The organism is Bosea sp. RAC05 (assembly GCF_001713455.1).
GTDB lineage: Bacteria > Pseudomonadota > Alphaproteobacteria > Rhizobiales > Beijerinckiaceae > Allobosea.
In genome coordinates this window covers 2,288,817-2,306,142 of sequence record NZ_CP016464.1, presented here as the reverse complement: position 1 = coordinate 2,306,142, position 17,326 = coordinate 2,288,817, and the positions used below count along the sequence as shown (strand labels likewise).

The following is a 17,326-nucleotide window of genomic DNA, read 5'->3' as shown; positions in this document are numbered from 1 at the left end:
GCTCACGCGACCGGGGCCGCGCCCACGACCTACGCCTTCGATTCGTCGCTCAGCCAGCGATAGAGGATGCCGCCCAGCGCCCCGCCGATCAGCGGCGCGACCCAGAACAGCCAGAGCTGCCCCATGGCCCAGCCGCCGACGAAGAGCGCCGGGCCGGTGCTGCGCGCCGGGTTCACCGAGGTGTTGGTGACGGGGATGCTGACGAGATGGATCAGGCACAGGCCGAGCCCGATCGCCAGCGGCGCGAAGCCCGCCGGCGCCTTGCCATGCGTCGCCCCCATGATGATGAAGAGGAACATCATCGTCATGACGACTTCGGTCAGGAACCCGGCGAAGAGGCTGTACTTGCCCGGCGAGTGCTCGCCATAGCCGTTCGAGGCGAAGCCCTTGGCGAGATCGAAGCCCGGCGCCCCGCGGGCGATGAGATAGAGCACGCCCGCCGCGACGACGGCGCCGCCCACCTGCGCCACGATGTAGGGCAGGATCTGGTTCGTCGGGAAGCGGCCGCCGGCCGCCAGGCCAACCGTGACGGCCGGGTTGAGGTGGCACCCCGAAATGTGGCCGATGGCATAGGCCATGGTGACGACGGTGAGGCCGAAGGCGAGCGAGACGCCGAGAAGGCCGATGCCGACCTGCGGGAAGCCCGCCGCGATGACGGCGCTGCCGCAGCCCGCGAAGGTCAGCCAGAAGGTCCCGATGGCCTCCGCTGCATATTTCTTGCTGTTCATGATGCCGTCTCCCCCGAGCCCGGCCAAGATGGTGCCCGCGACGTTTCGCAAGGTCAATCGGGCGGCCCGCGCGTCGCCGCCGGGCGACCTCATAAGGGGAAGGTGATGTGTGTCACCAGGCCCGCGCCCGACTGGCGAACCAGCGTGCCCTTCAGCTGCTTGGCCAGGGCCTCGACGATGCGATTGCCCAGGCCATGTCCCGGCGCCGCGTCCTCCGGCGCCTCGGGCAGCCCGACACCGTCATCGGCGATGGTCAACACCGCCGTCTCGCCGTCGACCAGGCGAATGGACACCGCGATGCGCCCGACACGGCCATCGGGAAATGCGTGCTTGAGCGAGTTGGTGATGATCTCGGAGACCAGCATCGACAGAGTCGTCAGCTTGCGGATGTCTAAGGTCATCTCCGGCACATCGACCTCGCAGGCGACGCCGGATACCCCGCTGGCCTCGATGACGTCCGTGCAGAGATCCCTGAGATAGGCCCCCACCGGCAGGTCGACCTGGTTGGGGTCGTGCAGGCGCCGATGGATACGCGCCATGGTCTCGATGCGGTTGCGGGCCTCGTCGAGGATCGCGGGGGCCGCCGCGGGATCGGCCTTGAGGCGCCGCCGCGACATGTTCAGCAGACTGGCGACGAACGCCATGTTGTTGGCGACGCGATGCTGCAGTTCCTCGAACATCGTCCGCTGCTGCTCGACCAGCGCGTTCGAGACGCGTTTCTCGGCCTCGAGCCGTCGCATTGCGCGCGTCATCAGGTGGATCAGCACGATGTCGACGGTGACGATGAAGACGTAAAACGCCAGCGCGAAAGCGCTCTGCCGGTCGAGAGCGAAGCCGTTGGGCGGGATGAACCAGTACCAGGCCGCGAATCCGCAGAGCACGGCGCAGAGCGTGCCGGCGGCCGTCCCGCACAGGAAGCTCGTGATGATGACGGCAGGAAAGAAGGTCAGGAACGGATAGCCGGGCGGCAGCGTGCCTTCGAGCGCAAAGCGGGCCGCCGTGGCGGCGGCCGAAATGAGGCCGGCGAGCGCGATCGCCACGGCCGTCTGGACGGCCGGCCGCGAGCGGGAAACGAGCGGCGGTGAGCGGAAGAGGAGCTTCACGGTTTCCTGGACGGTCGGGTCTTCAAGACGGCGGGGATCGCGGGGACAGGACCGTCGGAACCGGCGGCCCACGCTCTCCTAGACCGGTTCGCAGCGCCGTCCATGTTAAAAGACGTATTGTCGCTTGAAAATGACGACCCGTCCGGACGGGCCGAACGGCGCCAGGGCGCCGCGCCTCTGCCGGCGTTGTCTGGCGGGCGACATTCCGCTAGACCGCGCGCTGGACCCCCGTCCCAGGAGCGCCCGCGTGGCCAACGACGTCGATTCGAAGAAGAAGACCGCCAAGGACGAGGGCGGCATCGTCGAGACCATCAAGGTCGTCGTACAGGCCCTGCTCATCGCGCTGGTGATCCGGACGCTGCTGTTCCAGCCCTTCAACATTCCCTCGGGCTCGCTGATCCCGACCCTGCTGATCGGCGACTATCTCTTCGTCTCGAAATACACCTACGGCTATTCCAAGCACTCGATCCCGTTCAGCCCGCCGCTGTTCTCCGGCCGCGTCTGGGCGGCCGAGCCCAAGCGCGGCGACATCGCCGTGTTCAAGCTGCCGACCGACAATTCGACCGACTACATCAAGCGCGTGATCGGGCTGCCCGGCGAGCGCATCCAGATGATCGACGGCATCCTGCACATCAACAATCAGCCGGTGAAGCGCGAGCGGATCGCCGATTTCGTCACGACCGACAATTGGGGCCGCAGTTCGCCGGCGATCCAGTATCGCGAGACGCTGCCCAACGGCGTCTCGCACCAGATCATCGAGCGCGAGGGCGACCGCGGTTCGTTCGACAACACGCCGGTCTTCGTCGTGCCGCCCGGCCACTTCTTCATGATGGGCGACAACCGCGACAACTCGCTGGATTCGCGCGACCGCAGTGTCGGCTTCGTGCCCTTCGAGAATTTCGTCGGCCGGGCCGAGATCATCTTCTTCTCCATCGAAGAGGGCGAATCCGCCTGGAAACTCTGGGAGTGGCCCTGGACGGTGCGGTGGAACCGCCTGTTCAGCGCGATCAAGTGAGGCCGATGCAGCAGTGAGCGAGAACCGCACGTGAGCAAGGCCGGCGACAACGGGCGCAAGCCGCCCGAGACGGCCCGCCTGCAGGCGACGCTCGGCCATGCCTTCAAGGACCAGGGGCTGCTCAACACCGCGCTGACCCATATGAGCGCGGAAGGCCCGCGGCTGCAGAGCTACCAGCGTCTCGAATTCCTCGGCGACCGGGTACTGGGGCTGTGCATCGCCGACATGCTGTTCGTCCGCTATCCGACCGCGGCCGAAGGCGACATGTCGCGGAGGCTGGCTGATCTCGTGCGCAAGGAAACCTGCGCCGAGGTCGCGATCGCCTGGAATCTCGGCGCCTTCATGCGGCTGGGCGAAGGCGAGATCCTCGGCGGCGCCCGCAAGAACAAGGCGATCCTGGCCGATGCCTGCGAGGCGATCATCGGCGCCGTCTTCATCGACGGCGGCTATGAGGCGGCGCGCGGACTGGTCGAGCGCGCCTTCGGCGAGCGCCTGCTCAAGCCGGTGCGGCCGCTGCGCGACGCCAAGACGGCGCTGCAGGAATGGGCCCAGGGCCAGGGCTATCCGACACCGACCTATTCCGAGCGCGGCCGCTCGGGCCCCGACCATGCGCCGGTATTCCGGGTCGCGGCGCGCATCACCGGCCTCGTCGATGCCGAGGCGCAGGGCCCGTCCAAGAGGCTGGCCGAGCAGGCCGCCGCCGAAGCCTTCCTGCGCCGCGAGGGGCTGTGGACCGAAACAATGGAGAGCGACCATGGCTGACGAGACGGACGGCGCGCCCCGGGCGCCGACGCGGGCCGGCTTCGTCGCGCTGATCGGCGCGCCCAATGCCGGCAAATCGACGCTGCTGAACCAGCTCGTCGGCGCCAAGGTCTCGATCGTCTCGCGCAAGGTGCAGACGACCCGCACCCAGGTGCGCGGCATCGCGATGTCGGGCGCGGCGCAGATCATCTTCGTCGACACGCCCGGCATCTTCCAGCCCAAGCGCCGGCTCGACCGCGCGATGGTGACGAGTGCCTGGGGCGGCGCCACCGATGCCGACCTGATCGGCGTGCTGATCGATGTCGAGCGCTTCGACAACGAGGAGAACACGCGCCTGCTCGAGAAGCTCGCCGAGCTGAGGCAGCCGAAATTCCTGATCCTCAACAAGATCGACACCATCGCCAAGGACAAGCTGCTCGAGATTACCGCCAGGGTGAACGCGCAAGGGTCCTTCGAGACGACCTTCATGATCGCGGCGCTGACCGGCTACGGCGTCAAGGACATCCTGTCCTGGCTGGAGACGCGGCTGCCGCTGGGCCCCTGGCTCTATCCGGAGGACCAGATCTCGGACGCGCCGCTGCGCTTCCTCGCCGCCGAAATCACGCGCGAGAAGATCTTCGAGCGGCTGCACGATGAGCTGCCCTATCGCTCCACCGTCGAAACCGAGCAGTGGCAGCAGCGCCCGGACGGCTCGGTGCGGATCGAGCAGACGATCTATGTCGAGCGCGAGGGCCAGCGGAAGATCGTGCTCGGCGAAGGCGGCCAGACGATCAAGGCGATCGGCCAGAAGGCCCGCATCGAGATCGCGGAAGCCGCCGAAGCGACGGTGCACCTCTTCCTGTTCGTGAAGGTGCGCGAGAACTGGAGCGACGACCCGGCCCGCTATCGCGAAATGGGGCTGGAGTTTCCGAAGGGCTGAGCGTCGATCGCACCGCGCATCCCCGGTTGCCGGCGCGCGAAGGATTTGCCATCGATACGGGAATCCCGTAGTCTTTCGTTGGCATGACGGACGATCGGTTCGACCCTGCGAAGGACGCGGCCAACCGCGACAAGCACGGGGCCTCGCTGGCCTTCGGCGACGGGATCTTTGCCGACGACAACCATCTGATCCTGCCCTCGATCCGCGAGATCGACGGGGAGGAACGCTTCAAGGTGATCGGCATCGTCGGCGCGAGGCTCTTTACCGGCGTCTTCGTCTGGCGGGGCGATGCGCCCCGCTTCATCTCGGTGAGAAGGAGCAATCAGGGTGAAGAACGCGCCTATCGCAGTGGCTGCTGACCCCACGGATGCCGCCGATTTCGACGTCACGGTCGAGGCCTTGGACCGCGCGCAGCGCGCCCGCCTGATCCGTCGGACGAGGACCGGGCTCGGCCTCTCGCAGGCGGAGTTCGCCAGCCGCTTTTGCGTCCCGGTCGGTACGCTGCGCGACTGGGAGCAGGCCCGGGTAACCGCGCCGGACTTCGCCGTCGCCTATGTGCGCGTGATCGCCCAGCATCCGGAGATGGTGGCGAAGGCCGTCGCCTGAGGCGTCGCGGCCTTGAGTTTTGCGCGCCGATGCCCTTTATCGCGCACACCATAAGACGCGCGACCACTTGATGACGGGGCCTGCCATGACCAACGACGAGGTTCTCGCCGAATTCCGCGAGGCGGGTGCGCTGCTCGAGGGGCATTTCATCCTGTCGTCGGGCCGGCGTAGCGGCGTCTTCCTGCAGAAGATGTTCGTCTTCCAGGATCCGGTGCGCACCGAGCGGCTGTGCAAGGCGCTGGCCGCCAAGATCGCAGCGCGCTTCGGCAAAATCGACTATGTCGTCTCGCCCGCGATCGGCGGCATCGTGCCAGGCTACGAGACGGCCCGGCATCTGGGCGCCAAGGCGGTCTTCGTCGAGCGCGAGGGCGGCAGCTTCAGGCTGCGCCGCGGCTTCACCCTGCCCGCCGGAGCGCGCTGCATCATCATCGAGGACATCATCACCACCGGCCTCTCGCTGCGCGAATGCCGCGACTCGGTGAAGGACGAGCCCGGCACGATCGTCGGCGCCGCCTGCCTGATCGACCGCTCGGCGGGCCGGGCCGAGCTCGGCATGGAGCTGGTCAGCCTGATGGACTACGCCGTGCCCGACTACGCGCCCGACGCGCTGCCGCCGGAGCTCGCCGCGATTCCCGCGACCAAGCCCGGCAGCCGGGGCCTGAGCGTCTGAATCCCATCACGTTTGCCGGCTGCGGCGAGAGGTCACAGCAGGGGGCGAGCGGCCGCCGACGATTTTCGCCGATCCGACATGGTTCGACCGTGTTTGCTTTTCATTTGAGTTTTTTGAAGCGATTTCAGACGGAGTGATTTCCATGGCGGCCGACCCGCGCATCGCGCTTTTCATCGATGGCGCCAATCTCTACGCGACCTCGAAGCAGCTCGGCTTCGACATGGACTATCGCCGGCTGCTGCGGGAATTCCAGGGCCGCGGCAACCTGATCCGCGCCTTCTATTTCACCACGCTGATCGAGAGCGAGGAGTATTCCTCGATCCGGCCGCTGGTCGACTGGCTCGACTACAACGGCTACCGCGTCATCACCAAGGCGGCCAAGGAGTTCACCGACGCCACCGGGCGCCGGCGGATCAAGGGCAACATGGACATCGAGCTCGCCATCGAGATGCTCGAACTCGCACCCCATCTCGACCAGATCTACCTGTTCTCGGGCGATGGCGATTTCCGCCCGCTGGTCGAGGCGGTGCAGCGCAAGGGCGTGAAGGTCTCGGTCGTCTCGACCGTCTCGACCAGCCCGCCGATGGTCTCCGACGATCTGCGCCGGCAATGCGACGAGTTCATCGACCTCGCCCAGCTGATGCAGAAGATCGGCCGCGACCCCGCCGAGCGCAACGCCCGCAGCGGCGCCGCTGGGGCGCCGGTGACGCCCGGCAATCCCGGGCTGGAGCGGCGCTACGGCATCCGCCAGGGCGACGAACCCGCCGAGGCCTAAGTCACGACGCACCGAAAGCCCCGGCCGGCTGATCGCCGCGGGGTTTCGGGCTCTCCAAGGCGTATCCGAGGGGATGCGCGGGACGCTGGTGGCGTCGCAGTCGACGGCTGCGTGCCGATGTCGATGTCGAATGTCGTGTCGAAGCAGCGCCAACAGCCGCCGCCCCGCCCCGCGCGCAGGTGTTTGATGCCGACCAGATCGCCTTCTGGTTATCCGGGTCTCGGGTCGCGCGGCCTGACTCACCCGCGCGATGGCGATCTGCGCCTCCGCCGCCCTCAGCCCGCAACAGCCTCGAACGACGAAACCCGCAAACCCCGCCCGGCCGCACGATGCCTCGCGACAGCCCCCTTGGTCGGGCGGAGCGAGGGAAGAATAGGCACGGGTTTCGGGGGCGGGGATAAGGTTTGTCGCAGGGCGCGAACCTGCCCGGCCAGGGCGCGGGGAACCCTCTCCTGTAAGGAGAGGGCAGGGTGAGGTGTCGGCCGTTATCCGCATGAGGCGAGCCCTTCCCGCCGGCTGAGGTTGGCTCAGCGCCTTACGGGTCAAGGGGCCGACACCTCTCCCCTGCCCCTCTCACTGATCTCGGGCCTGCCCGAGATCAGCTCTCAGGGTGTCGAAGTCGGCAACAGCCGACTTCGATGCAGGAGAGGGGTTCCCCGCGCCGTCATCTCACGCGCAGCGCCTCACGCCCCCGCCTTCATGATCCTCGCCTTGTCGCGGTTCCAGTCGCGGTTCTTCTCGGTCTCGCGCTTGTCGTGCAGCTTCTTGCCGCGTCCGAGGCCGAGTTCGACCTTGGCCCGACCCTTGTCGTTGAAATAGACCTTGAGCGGGATCACGGTGTAGCCGTCACGCTGGATCGCGCCCATCAGCTTGTTGATCTGGCGGCGGTGCAGCAGGAGCTTCCGCGGCCGCTTGACGTTGTGGTTGAAGCGGTTGGCCTCGAGATATTCCGGGATATGCGCGTTGAACAGGAAGAGCTCGGTGCCCATCGGCCCGGCATAGCTCTCCCCGATCGTCGCCTTGCCGCCGCGCAGCGACTTGATCTCCGTGCCCTGCAGAGAGATGCCGGCCTCGAGCGTCTCGGTGATCTCGTAGTTGTAGCGCGCCTTGCGGTTGTCGGCCGCGAGCTTGAAGCGCTCCGGATCGGGCTTCTTCATGACGTCCCTCCCAGGGCATGGGCCTTGACGAGACTCGCCATCGCCTGCGATTCCGATTCAGGATCGGCCGCCAGGCCATTGAAAACGCCCAGCTTGTCGGCGTCCTGCCGGTTCTGGCTGAGCTTGAACTTGCCGACCAGCGAGGCGATCTCGATCTCGATGCCGACGATGCCGCGCATCTGCGCCGCCACAAAAGCTTCCGGCGCGTCGGTGACGTTCCAGGGCTCGTCGCGCGGCGCTTCCTGCTGGCGCGTCAGCGAGTCGAGCTGGGCGTGGAGCCAGGCGGGATCCTCGATCGTGCGGGCGGGGCCACGGACCTGGACGGTGACGTAGTTCCAGGTCGGCACGACCTTGCCGTGTTCGCGCTTGGAGGCATACCAGGCCGGCGTGACATAGCGCTCGGTGCCGGTGAAGATCACCAGCGTCTGCGCGCCGGCCGCAATCGCCTTCCATTGCGGGTTGGGGCGGGCGAGATGCGCGCGCAGCACGCCCTGTACGCCCTCCCCCTCATGCAGCACGAACGGGACCGGATTGGCGATCAGCCCGTCCTCGCCGACGCTGACCAGCGTCGCGAGCGGGTGGTCGCGCATGACGGCGAAGAGCGCCGCGCGATCCTCGACCTTGAAATGGCTCGGCTCGTACATACTCGGTCTCCCTGGCGTCGGCCGGGGGACCGGACGGACGCAGACTCCCTATTTAGGCATTCAGCAGGCCGGCGAACACCATGGCGTCGCGGATGACCTTGCCGGTCGCGGCCGTCACCGGCAACAGCGGCAGACGGACCTCCTCCTCGACGCGGCCGAGCAAAGCGAGCCCATGCTTGGCGCCGGCGAGGCCGGGCTCCTTGAAGATCGCATCATGCAGCGGCACGAGACGGTCCTGAACCTTCAGCGCGCCGGCATAGTCGCCCTTCAGAGCGGCCGTCATCAGATCGGCGCAGAGGCGCGGCGCGACATTGGCGACGACCGAGATGCAGCCATGGCCGCCGGCCGCCATATAGGCGAGCGCCGTCATGTCCTCGCCCGAGAGCTGGATGAAATCCGCGCCCATGGCGTGACGCTGCTGCGAGACGCGGGCGAGATTGGCGGTGGCGTCCTTCACCCCGGCGATGTTCTTCAACTCGTAGAGCCGCGCCATGGTCTCGACCGACATGTCGACGACCGAACGCGGCGGGATGTTGTAGATGATGATCGGGATGCCGACTGCATCGTTGACCGCCTTGAAGTGGCGGTAAAGGCCCTCCTGGGTCGGCTTGTTGTAATAGGGCGTGACGACGAGCGCGGCCTGGGCACCGGCCTTCTCGGCATGAACGGCGAGATCGATCGCCTCGGTGGTGTTGTTAGAGCCGGCGCCGGCGATGACGGGCACCCGGCCCTTGGCCTGGGCGATGACGATCTCGACGACGCGCTTGTGCTCGTCATGCGACAGCGTCGGGCTCTCGCCGGTGGTGCCGACCGGGACCAGGCCGCTCGACCCGTTCTCGATCTGCCACTCGACCAGCGCGCGCAGCGCGTCCTCGTCGATCCGGCCGCCCTTGAACGGCGTCACCAGCGCGGGGAGCGAACCGGTGAAGGCGGGATGCTGGGTCATGGAAGCGGCGTCCTGGAGCGAGATTTCGTTACGAGGGCGTCACACATAAACCGTCCCCGGCGGCAGGCAAAGCCGGCCTGCCGTAAAAACAGGCCCTTCCATGGTTAAGGCTTCATAAACCCGCTTCCCCGAGCATCGCTGGTGACGCATCCGACCGTGGAGCCCGCCATGGCCTCGCCTGCCATCCGCTCGCGGATGATCGCCCTGCTGCTGCCGCTCCTGCTCGCGACGCCATCGCTGGCGGGCGACGACGGCGCCCATCCCGCCCAGCGCGATCCGGTCGGCGCCGTCGATGTCGAGACCACGGCGGCGCTGCCGCCCTACCCGGCCGACGCCTTGCGGGCGGCGGAGGTCGATCTCGACCTGCTCGCCAAGGCCGTCACCGCCTATCGCCGCGGTCAGCTGTCGGAGGCCGACGCCATCGCCACCTCGCTCGACGAGCCCACGGCCCGCGCGCTGCTCGAATGGGTCGCGATCCGCAGCGCCGCGAGCGTGCTGCCCTTCGCCCGGATCGACGCCTTCCTGAAGGCGAACCCGAACTACCCGGCGACCACGCTGTTCCGCAGGCGGGCCGAGGAGATGCTGGTCGCGGAGCGGAAGAGCCCGGCCATCGTGCGGGCCTTCTTCCAGGGACAGAAGCCGGTCAGCCCCGCCGGGCGGATCGCGCTCGCGCTGGCGCTTGCGGCGGAGGGCCGCAACGCGGAGGCGACCGCGCTCGCCCGCCAGAGCTGGCTGCAGGACCATCTCGGCGCGCCGCTCGAGAAGATCGTGCTGGATGCGTTCGGCGACAGTCTGACGACGGCCGACCATCGCCTGCGGGCCGAGCGCTACATCTTCCGTGGCAACGACACCGCGGCGCTGCGCAATGCGGCGCGGGTCTCGGCCGATTACGTGCTGCTGGCGCGGGCCCGGCTCGCCAGCGGCCAGGCGCGGCGGCCGATCGCGCCGGCGCTGATCAGCGCGGTGCCGGCCACGCTGAAGGGCGACGTCTCCTTCGCCTTCCTGCAGGCGCAGCAGGCGCGCCGCGCCGACAAGCCGCTGGAGGCGGCCAAACTCCTGGCCGGCGTGCCGCGCGATCCCGCCCTGCTCGGCGACGGCGACGAGTGGTGGACGGAACGTCGCCTGATCGCTCGCAAGCTGCTCGACGGCGGTCATGCCGCGACCGCCTATGAGGTCGCGGCCGGCCATGGCGCCGAGGATGCGGCCGAGCGCATCGATGCGGAATGGCATGCCGGGTTCATCGCCCTGCGCTTCCGCGACCAGCCGGGGATCGCGCTCGAGCATTTCAGCGAGGCCGCGCGGCATGCCGAGACGCCGATTTCCGTCTCGCGCGCCGGCTATTGGCAGGGCCGCGCCTTCGAGGCGATCGGCAAGGCCGAGGACGCACGCGCCGCCTATGAGCGCGCCGCCGAGCATCCGATCGCCTATTACGGGCAGTTGGCGCGGGCGCGGCTCGGCCTGCCTGATCTGCCGCTGCGGCGCTCGGCGGCGGCGGCGCTGCAGCATCTGCCCGGCCATGCCGGCGTGCGCCTGCTCTACCGGATCGGCGAGCGCGATCTCGCCGCGCAGATGCTGGTCGATCTCGGCCTGCGGCTCCACACCACGCCTGCCCTCGAGGCGATCGCGGCGATCGCGCAGCGGGAAGGCGACACGCGCGCCCTGCTGGCGCTGGGCAAGAGCGCGCTGCAGCGCGGCTTCCCGCTCGACACCGCCGCCTTCCCGACCACGGGCGTGCCTGAATTTCCCGTGCTCGGCGACCCGATGGAGCGCGCCATCGTCCATGCCGTCGCCCGGCAGGAGAGCGCCTTCGACCCGACCGCGGTGTCCCATGCCGGTGCGCGCGGGCTGATGCAGATGATGCCCGCCACGGCGCGCGAGACGGCCCGGCGCGCCAGCCTGCCCTTCGACTGGCCGCGGCTCGGCCGCGACGCGCGCTACTCCGCGCAGATGGGCGCCGCCCATCTCAACGACCTGCTGAGGGAGTGGCGCGGTTCCTACATCCTGACCTTCGCCGCCTACAATGCAGGCTCCGGCAATGTGAAGAAGTGGATCGAGGCCTATGGCGACCCGCGCAAGCCGGAGGTCGATGCGGTCGACTGGATCGAGCGCATTCCCTTCTACGAGACGCGCAACTATGTGCAGCGGGTGATGGAGAACCTGCAGGTCTACCGCCAGCGGCTGAACCAGCGCACGGCCTATCTGATCGACCATGACTTGAAGCGCGGCGGGCGGCGGGATTAATTTGCGGCAGATGGCTGGTTTCGCGCAGCCCTCATCCTGAGGAGCCGCGGCCCGCGGCGTCTCGAAGGATGCTCCAGCGCGATCTGGAACCATCCTTCGAGACGCGCCTGGCGGCGCTCCTCAGGATGAGGGCTGAGTATTGACTGCAACAGAGACGAAAACCGGCTTCACCTCGCTGTTCGTCACGGCCCGCGACGGCCTGCGGCTTCATCTGCGCGACTATGGCCCGCTGGCGGCCACCGCCCTGCCGGTCGTCTGCCTGCCGGGCTTCGCGCGCACGGCCGCCGATTTCCATGAACTGGCGTTCGCGCTGTCGCAGGACGAGGCGAAGCCGCGGCGCGTGCTGGCGCTGGATTATCGCGGGCGCGGCCTCTCCGGCTTCGACAAGGACTGGAAGAACTACGACATCCGCATCGAGCTCGACGATCTGATGCAGGTGCTGGTGGCGACCGGGATCGAGGCGGCCGTCTTCGTCGGCACCTCGCGCGGCGGGCTTCTGACCATGGCGATGGGGGCGGCCCGGCCGGGCGCGATCCGGGGTGTCGTGCTCAACGACATCGGTCCGATCATCGACGCGCGCGGGCTGCTGCGCATCCGCGGCTATGTCGGCAAGCTGCCGCTGCCGCGCAGCTTCGCCGAGGGCGCCGAAATCCTGAAGCGGCTCTCCGACCAGCAATTCCCGCTCTTCGGCGAGGCGGAGTGGGAGATGATGGCGCGCCGGACCTGGACCGACCGCGACGGGCCGCTGCGGCCGGACTACGACACCAACCTGATGAAGGTGCTGGAGGAGCTCGACCTCGAGGCCCCGCTGCCGATCCTCTGGCCCTATTTCGACGGGCTCAACGCCGTGCCGATGCTGGCGATCCGCGGCGCCAACTCCGACCTGCTGGCGGAGAAGACGCTCGTCGAGATGGGCGAGCGCCACCCCGATTGCGAGACCTTCGTCGCGCCGGGCCAGGGCCATGCGCCGATTCTGGGCAGCCGGGACATGGTGCGGCGCATCGGCCGGCTGATCGCCCGGGCCGAGCGCCGGGCGGCCTGAGGCCCCTCACGCCTTCGCCGGCTCGTCCTCGTCGCGCGAGCTCTCGACCAGGCCGGCCCGGGCCCGCTTGGCGAATTCGGTGTCGCCGCCGGCAGCCAGCGTCTTGGCCTGGCTGACCCAGTCCTCGCGCTCGATCCGGCCCGGGAAGGCGAGATAGCTGCCGACCCATTCGACATTGGCCGGCGTCCAGGCGGCGATCTGCTCGAAATGCCAGATGCCGAGCGCCTGCAGCCGGTCCTCGTTCTGGCGGCCGATGCCCTTGATCAGCTTGAGATCGTCGGGCCTGGCCTCCTTCGCCGCGACGAGCCCGGCCGGGCGCTGCCCGGGAATGTCGGCCTCGCCGGCGACGGGCGGCAGCGTGGCGACGGCGGAGGGGGCTTCGGCCCCGGCCGAGGCGCGCGTGCCGGAGAACAGCGCCCCGGCGACACAACCGGCGACATAGACGCCCGTGAACAGCAGCGCCGTCTCGACCCAGACCGCCGGCTTGCCATTGAGGAACTGCAGCCAGGTCAACGCGGCGCCGAGCCCCCAGATCGCGGCGAACCAGCCGGTGGCGGCGCCACCGAGCCGAAGCTTGCTGCCATCCTGGCCGATCCAGCCCATGACGAGGCCGAGCGCGAAGGCGGCGGCGAGGAACCAGACGAACTGGCTGGCGAGATACAGCATGTCCGACCCTCCCTTACTTCGCGACCGTGAACTGGACGCGCCGGTTCATCGCCCGGGCCTCGGGCGCGCCATGCGGCACCAGTGGCCGCGTGCTGCCGAAACCCTGCGTCTCCAGCCGCGCCGGATCGATCCCGCGCTGGACCAGCTCGTCGCGCACGCGCAGCGCGCGCCGCGCCGACAGATCAAGGTTGTTGAAGCCCGTGCGCTCGCCGTCCCGGTTGGCGTGCCCCTCGATGGTGATGCGCGTCGTCGGGCACTGGGCCAGGATCGCGACGGCCTCCGCGATGACGCGCTCGGTCGGCGCGTCGAGCTGAACGACCGAAGTGCCCTGCGCGAAGAGCACGGTGTTGTTCTTGGTCAGCGCGTCGAGATCGTTCTGGCAGGTCGCCGGAGGATCGACGACGCAGCCGGTCTGGCGCAGACCGATCGACGCGTCGGCGCGGAAACCGGCCGGAAGGCCGGTGGCGGCGCTGGTCTCGACCTCGCGCTGGATCAGATCGCGACAGGTCAGGCCGCGCAGGGTGACGAGGTCGTCGACGATCGTGGCCGAGCCGAGGTCCAGCCGCAGCAGGTTGGTCACCGCCATGGCGGCCGCCGCGGCGAAGCCCGCGGGCGCGCCGGGGACGATCTGGGTGTCGTCGCTCCACTTGCCCTGGAGCGGCGACGCCTCGACGAGTGCGCGCAAGGCCTCGCGCGTCGCCACGTCCGGCAGATGCCCCGAGAGCGAAAGCCCGGTCCGGTCGACCGAGATCGCCAGTCCGTAAGGGCGAAGGGCGAGCGTCGCAGCCCCGTCGCCGACCAGGGACAGGCCGGCCGGCAGCGGCCGCCGGCGCAGGGCCGCGTCGAGCTCGGTCCAGGCGCGGCCATCGGCGACCTGCCCGGCGAGGCTCAGGGCCGAACCGGCCAGGGTCACGGTCCCCTCCTTGAGGCGGCCGAGCAGATCGAGCGCGAAACCGGTCGCCGCCGCATAGTCGGCGGCGTCGCGCAGGTTCGGTTCCACGGCCATGCGGTCGGCGACAGCGCCCGACGCGGCAAGGCCACGGGCGCGCGCCAGAAGCGCTTCGCGCGTCGCGGCATCGGGCACGAGCCCCTGCAGCGCGACACCGTCCCGCCCGATCGTGGCGGACCAGGCGAGCGCAACGGCCGGCGGCGGGGCAGGAGGCGGAGGCGGAGCCGGTGGCATCGGGGCCGGCGGGACGGCGGCCTCGACCGGCGGCGGCGCCGGGGCCGGAGCCGGAAGCTCGGACGGCAGGAAGATCGGTGCCGGGAGGTCCGGCAGGGCCGGGATCAGGCTCTCGATCGGTGGCGGAGGCGGCGGCGGGGGCGGCGGGGGTTCAGGCGGGCAGGCGATCGTCGCCTGGGCGACCGAATCGGGGCCGTCTCCCTGCGCAATCTGCAATCGCAGCGCCTGGCAGGCGTCATAGGTGTCGGGGCCGTCTCCCGACAGCCGGTAGGCGTCCCCCTCCAGTTCCGCCTTGCCCTGCCGCAGCCGCGCCAGATCCGCGAGTGCGCGGCCGACCTTGGTCAGATAGGCAGCCGGCTCGCCAGCGCCCGGCTTCAGCCGGTCGTCGACAGAGACCTGGCCGGGAAAGGCATTCCGCAGCAGGGCCAGAACCTGCTGGCGCGCCGCGTCGGACGGATAGAAACCCTCGAGGCGCAGGACATCGCCGGCGAGCCGCTCGACGCTCCAGCGATAGGGCGAGACGACCGACGGCTCGATGGTGCAGGGCACGGCCTGGAACCCGTCGCGCGCGAGGCGGCCGAGCGCGGCCTGCAGGGCAAGATAGGCGTCGGGCCCGGTCGCGCGGCCCTCGAGGCAGAAGCGGGTGTCGTCGAGCGCCACCTTGCCGGTGGCGAGTTGCGGCAGCTCGGCCAGGGCCGAAGCCGCCATCGCGCCGAAACCGGTCGGCGCGCCGAAGGCGAAGGCCTGCCGATCCTCGACCTTCGCACCCGGCAGTGCCTTTTCGGCCGCGGCGACGAGCGCCCGGGCCGTGGACTCGTCGGGGACATAGCCTCCCAGCGTCACCACATCGCCCTGGCGGGTGGCCGACCAACTGTAGGGGCGTTGCGGGACGACCTGCGACAGCCCACCGAGCGCACGCCGGACGCCGAATTCGGCCCGCAGCCGCGCCAGCGCGCGTGCGGCGCCGTCGGCTGACAGGGCCTCGCCGCTGATCGTGACGTCGCGCCCGTCGATCTGGGCCGTGACCGGGCGCGCGCCCGGCGCCTCGCCGGCGACGGACACTGCGGCGGCGACGGCCCGGCGCGTCACGTCCCGCTCGATGGTCTCGTCGAGAAACAGGTTCCCCGCGCCCCAGAGCAGTGCCAGCGGCACCAGCCCCCAAAGCCAACGTCCCGGCTGCGACATGCCCTCACCCCCAAGCCCCTTCGCCCCCGGCCTGAAGCGTCGAGGCCCGAGCACCAGAGGCGGCGTCGCGCCGATCCAGGAAAAGGCCGCGATCCGGGCTCCGGACGGAGCGGAGATCGCAGTCCCCGTCCGAACGCGGCGACACCTCCAAGAAGGCGTCTCGCTCGACCGCTGTCAACAGCAGAGCGGCCTGCAGCCGCACGCAGCGGGACAGGCCGACATAAAAAAAGCCCCGGGTTTCCCCGGGGCTTCCTGACTAAGATCGCTTGAGACGATCAGAAGTCGCGCTGGATGCGGAAGCGCGCGGCGACAGCGTCGTCGCTCTTCACCAGGCGGCCACCGGCAGCCAGGACCGGACGGGCGCCAGCGTTGTTGGCGGCCAGGACGGCCTGCTTCAGCTCGGTGCGGGTGTAGATCACCTCGAGACCGATATCGAGACCCGAAACCGGCGACCAGATCAGGTTACCAGCGAGGATCATCTCCTTCGGATCGAGCGGACGCGACACGACGCCCGGGACCGCCTGAGCGGCGAGGGTGTAGCCGAGGCTCAGCTCGCTATACGAACCGTAGATCTCGGTGCGCAGCTGCGGGGTCCAGAAGTGACGGAACGCAGCGACGATCGACCAGCCGGTGGCCGACTTCGTGTTGCCGAACGCCGAGACGCCGAAGTCGTTGATGACGAGCTGGTTGCCGGCGACCGCAGTCGTCTGGCGGCCCGAACCGAACTGACCACCCCAGCCGAGATAGCCGAGAGCGCCATCAGCGTAGGCAGCCTGCAGGAACAGGACGTCGCCAGCGGCGAGCATCGGCAGGTTGATCTTGACGCCGCCCTGAATGGCGAAGCCCATCTCATCCTTCGACGCGTTGAACAACGGGCCGGTGTTCGAGATGTTGCGCTGGGTGATCGCACCCGACAGCTGGGCAGAGCCCCAACCCTGATCGACGCGCAGCGAAGCGACGACGTCCGGGAAGTCCTGACCGAGAACCGCAGCGGTGCCGAGCGGGCTGACGACGCCGTTCTCGCGCTGGCCGGTGCCGGTGTTGCGGTCTTCGAGCGACACGGTGGCCGAGAAGCCCGAACCGAACGTGGCGGTGTAGGCCAGGAGGTTCAGACGCGAGTCAGCCGTGCGCAGGGTCGAGAAGCCGAAGTCGTTGGCGTAGAAGTCGAAGAACGACTGCGCGCGACCAGCGGTGATCGGGCCGAACTGGACGAAGGCCAGGTCGAGGTTGGAAGCGGTGCCAGGACCGCCCTGGCCGTTGCGGGCCTGGCCGGGGGCGATGATGCCCTGGTTGCCGCCGATGGTGCCGGCGTAGAAGCCCGACGAAACCGTCAGCTCGTAGCGGAAGAAGGTGCGCAGCGTGCCGTAGGCGGTCGCGGTGCGGGCGTCGACGTTCAGACGACCGCGCGAGCGGGTGCCGTAAGCGTCCTGACCTTCACCGTAGCGGGTGCCGACCGTGTACTCGGCGCGAACGCGGCCGCCGACGCGGAGGCAGGTCTCGGTGCCGGGGATGTAGAAGAAGCCTGCGCCGTAGGCGGAGCAGACGCGAACGTATTCGACCGGAGCGGCCTTCCGCGAGGGAAGGTCGGCGGCCTGAGCCCCGGCGACCGCGGCGAAGCCGGCGGCGGAACCGAGGAGGAGGCTCTTAACGAGCTTCATTGGTAACCTCCAAAAGAGTTTCGAGA

At 69.1% G+C, this 17,326-nt stretch carries 17 protein-coding genes; 9 read left to right on the top strand and 8 right to left on the bottom strand.

Going from position 1 to position 17,326, the window contains the following annotated elements; translation table 11 throughout:
• Nucleotides 1-29: 29 nt before the first annotated feature.
• The gene (gene aqpZ, locus BSY19_RS14370; protein ID WP_069054759.1) at nucleotides 30-728 is read right to left on the bottom strand and encodes an aquaporin Z; all 699 of its coding nucleotides are present in this window, start codon (nucleotides 726-728) and stop codon (nucleotides 30-32) included.
• Nucleotides 729-817: 89 nt separating this feature from the next.
• A complete protein-coding gene (locus BSY19_RS14365) occupies nucleotides 818-1,831 on the bottom strand; it encodes a histidine kinase dimerization/phosphoacceptor domain -containing protein (RefSeq protein ID WP_171905143.1) in 1,014 nt (337 codons plus the stop codon).
• A 247-nt stretch (nucleotides 1,832-2,078) separates the two neighbouring features.
• Between BSY19_RS14365 and lepB the strand changes: the two genes are divergently transcribed.
• The 7 genes from lepB (at nucleotide 2,079) to BSY19_RS14330 (ending at nucleotide 6,578) form a co-directional block, all read left to right on the top strand.
• Nucleotides 2,079-2,846 carry a signal peptidase I gene (gene lepB, locus BSY19_RS14360; RefSeq protein ID WP_069054758.1) on the top strand — a complete coding sequence of 256 codons (768 nt, stop codon included), beginning with the start codon at nucleotides 2,079-2,081 and terminating at the stop codon, nucleotides 2,844-2,846.
• A 30-nt stretch (nucleotides 2,847-2,876) separates the two neighbouring features.
• Nucleotides 2,877-3,608: a ribonuclease III gene (gene rnc / locus BSY19_RS14355; RefSeq protein WP_069054757.1), complete on the top strand. Its 732-nt coding sequence runs from the start codon at nucleotides 2,877-2,879 to the stop codon at nucleotides 3,606-3,608.
• Nucleotides 3,601-4,527 carry a GTPase Era gene (gene era, locus BSY19_RS14350; RefSeq protein WP_069054756.1) on the top strand — a complete coding sequence of 309 codons (927 nt, stop codon included), beginning with the start codon at nucleotides 3,601-3,603 and terminating at the stop codon, nucleotides 4,525-4,527. Before rnc ends, era begins: the two co-directional genes overlap by 8 nt.
• An 83-nt stretch (nucleotides 4,528-4,610) precedes the next feature.
• Entirely contained in the window at nucleotides 4,611-4,886 is a 276-nt protein-coding gene (locus BSY19_RS14345; protein ID WP_069054755.1) for a BrnT family toxin, read from the top strand.
• Entirely contained in the window at nucleotides 4,855-5,133 is a 279-nt protein-coding gene (locus BSY19_RS14340) for a helix-turn-helix domain-containing protein (protein WP_069054754.1), read from the top strand. Before BSY19_RS14345 ends, BSY19_RS14340 begins: the two co-directional genes overlap by 32 nt.
• 85 nt (nucleotides 5,134-5,218) lie before the next feature.
• Nucleotides 5,219-5,803, top strand: a complete 585-nt coding sequence (gene pyrE / locus BSY19_RS14335) for an orotate phosphoribosyltransferase (RefSeq protein ID WP_069054753.1) — start codon at nucleotides 5,219-5,221, stop codon at nucleotides 5,801-5,803.
• A 142-nt stretch (nucleotides 5,804-5,945) separates the two neighbouring features.
• Nucleotides 5,946-6,578, top strand: coding sequence for a LabA-like NYN domain-containing protein (locus tag BSY19_RS14330; RefSeq protein ID WP_069054752.1), 633 nt, complete (start codon nucleotides 5,946-5,948; stop codon nucleotides 6,576-6,578).
• 683 nt (nucleotides 6,579-7,261) lie between these two features.
• Here the strand turns inward: BSY19_RS14330 and smpB are convergent.
• Genes smpB through dapA form a run of 3 tightly spaced genes read right to left on the bottom strand, consistent with a single transcriptional unit; the run spans nucleotide 7,262 to nucleotide 9,325 of the window.
• On the bottom strand, nucleotides 7,262-7,735 hold the full coding sequence (gene smpB, locus BSY19_RS14325; RefSeq protein ID WP_069054751.1) for an SsrA-binding protein SmpB: 474 nt from the start codon (nucleotides 7,733-7,735) through the stop codon (nucleotides 7,262-7,264).
• Entirely contained in the window at nucleotides 7,732-8,379 is a 648-nt protein-coding gene (locus tag BSY19_RS14320) for an FMN-binding negative transcriptional regulator (protein ID WP_069054750.1), read from the bottom strand. The genes smpB and BSY19_RS14320 overlap by 4 nt, the downstream gene beginning before the upstream one ends.
• Before the next feature lie 52 nt (nucleotides 8,380-8,431).
• Nucleotides 8,432-9,325 (bottom strand): 4-hydroxy-tetrahydrodipicolinate synthase, encoded by an 894-nt coding sequence (gene dapA / locus BSY19_RS14315; RefSeq protein ID WP_069054749.1) that lies wholly within the window; start codon nucleotides 9,323-9,325, stop codon nucleotides 8,432-8,434.
• A gap of 168 nt (nucleotides 9,326-9,493) precedes the next feature.
• On the opposite strand from dapA, the gene BSY19_RS14310 reads away from it, so the two are divergent.
• Both BSY19_RS14310 and BSY19_RS14305 read left to right on the top strand, forming a co-directional pair.
• Entirely contained in the window at nucleotides 9,494-11,566 is a 2,073-nt protein-coding gene (locus BSY19_RS14310) for a lytic transglycosylase domain-containing protein (protein WP_069054748.1), read from the top strand.
• A 139-nt stretch (nucleotides 11,567-11,705) separates the two neighbouring features.
• Entirely contained in the window at nucleotides 11,706-12,608 is a 903-nt protein-coding gene (locus BSY19_RS14305; RefSeq protein ID WP_069054747.1) for an alpha/beta fold hydrolase, read from the top strand.
• Between the two features lie 6 nt (nucleotides 12,609-12,614).
• Here the strand turns inward: BSY19_RS14305 and BSY19_RS28590 are convergent, their stop codons facing one another.
• The 3 genes from BSY19_RS28590 to BSY19_RS14290 form a co-directional block, all read right to left on the bottom strand.
• Complete coding sequence (locus BSY19_RS28590) at nucleotides 12,615-13,274, bottom strand: hypothetical protein (RefSeq protein ID WP_069054746.1); 660 nt, start codon at nucleotides 13,272-13,274, stop codon at nucleotides 12,615-12,617.
• A 13-nt stretch (nucleotides 13,275-13,287) separates the two neighbouring features.
• Nucleotides 13,288-15,642: an OmpA family protein gene (locus BSY19_RS14295; protein ID WP_150129624.1), complete on the bottom strand. Its 2,355-nt coding sequence runs from the start codon at nucleotides 15,640-15,642 to the stop codon at nucleotides 13,288-13,290.
• Between the two features lie 275 nt (nucleotides 15,643-15,917).
• Nucleotides 15,918-17,300, bottom strand: a complete 1,383-nt coding sequence (locus BSY19_RS14290; protein WP_069054744.1) for a porin — start codon at nucleotides 17,298-17,300, stop codon at nucleotides 15,918-15,920.
• Between the last annotated feature and the right edge of the window lie 26 nt (nucleotides 17,301-17,326).

Excerpts from the sequence above, each read along its gene's own strand:
- aqpZ (WP_069054759.1), bottom strand. The coding sequence starts at position 728 with ATGAACAGCAAGAAATATGCAGCGGAGGCCATCGGGACCTTCTGGCTG.
- era (WP_069054756.1), top strand. The coding sequence starts at position 3,601 with ATGGCTGACGAGACGGACGGCGCGCCCCGGGCGCCGACGCGGGCCGGC.
- BSY19_RS14345 (WP_069054755.1), top strand. The coding sequence starts at position 4,611 with ATGACGGACGATCGGTTCGACCCTGCGAAGGACGCGGCCAACCGCGAC.
- pyrE (WP_069054753.1), top strand. The coding sequence starts at position 5,219 with ATGACCAACGACGAGGTTCTCGCCGAATTCCGCGAGGCGGGTGCGCTG.
- BSY19_RS14330 (WP_069054752.1), top strand. The coding sequence starts at position 5,946 with ATGGCGGCCGACCCGCGCATCGCGCTTTTCATCGATGGCGCCAATCTC.
- smpB (WP_069054751.1), bottom strand. The coding sequence starts at position 7,735 with ATGAAGAAGCCCGATCCGGAGCGCTTCAAGCTCGCGGCCGACAACCGC.
- BSY19_RS14320 (WP_069054750.1), bottom strand. The coding sequence starts at position 8,379 with ATGTACGAGCCGAGCCATTTCAAGGTCGAGGATCGCGCGGCGCTCTTC.
- dapA (WP_069054749.1), bottom strand. The coding sequence starts at position 9,325 with ATGACCCAGCATCCCGCCTTCACCGGTTCGCTCCCCGCGCTGGTGACG.
- BSY19_RS14310 (WP_069054748.1), top strand. The coding sequence starts at position 9,494 with ATGGCCTCGCCTGCCATCCGCTCGCGGATGATCGCCCTGCTGCTGCCG.
- BSY19_RS28590 (WP_069054746.1), bottom strand. The coding sequence starts at position 13,274 with ATGCTGTATCTCGCCAGCCAGTTCGTCTGGTTCCTCGCCGCCGCCTTC.
- BSY19_RS14295 (WP_150129624.1), bottom strand. The coding sequence starts at position 15,642 with ATGTCGCAGCCGGGACGTTGGCTTTGGGGGCTGGTGCCGCTGGCACTG.
- BSY19_RS14290 (WP_069054744.1), bottom strand. The coding sequence starts at position 17,300 with ATGAAGCTCGTTAAGAGCCTCCTCCTCGGTTCCGCCGCCGGCTTCGCC.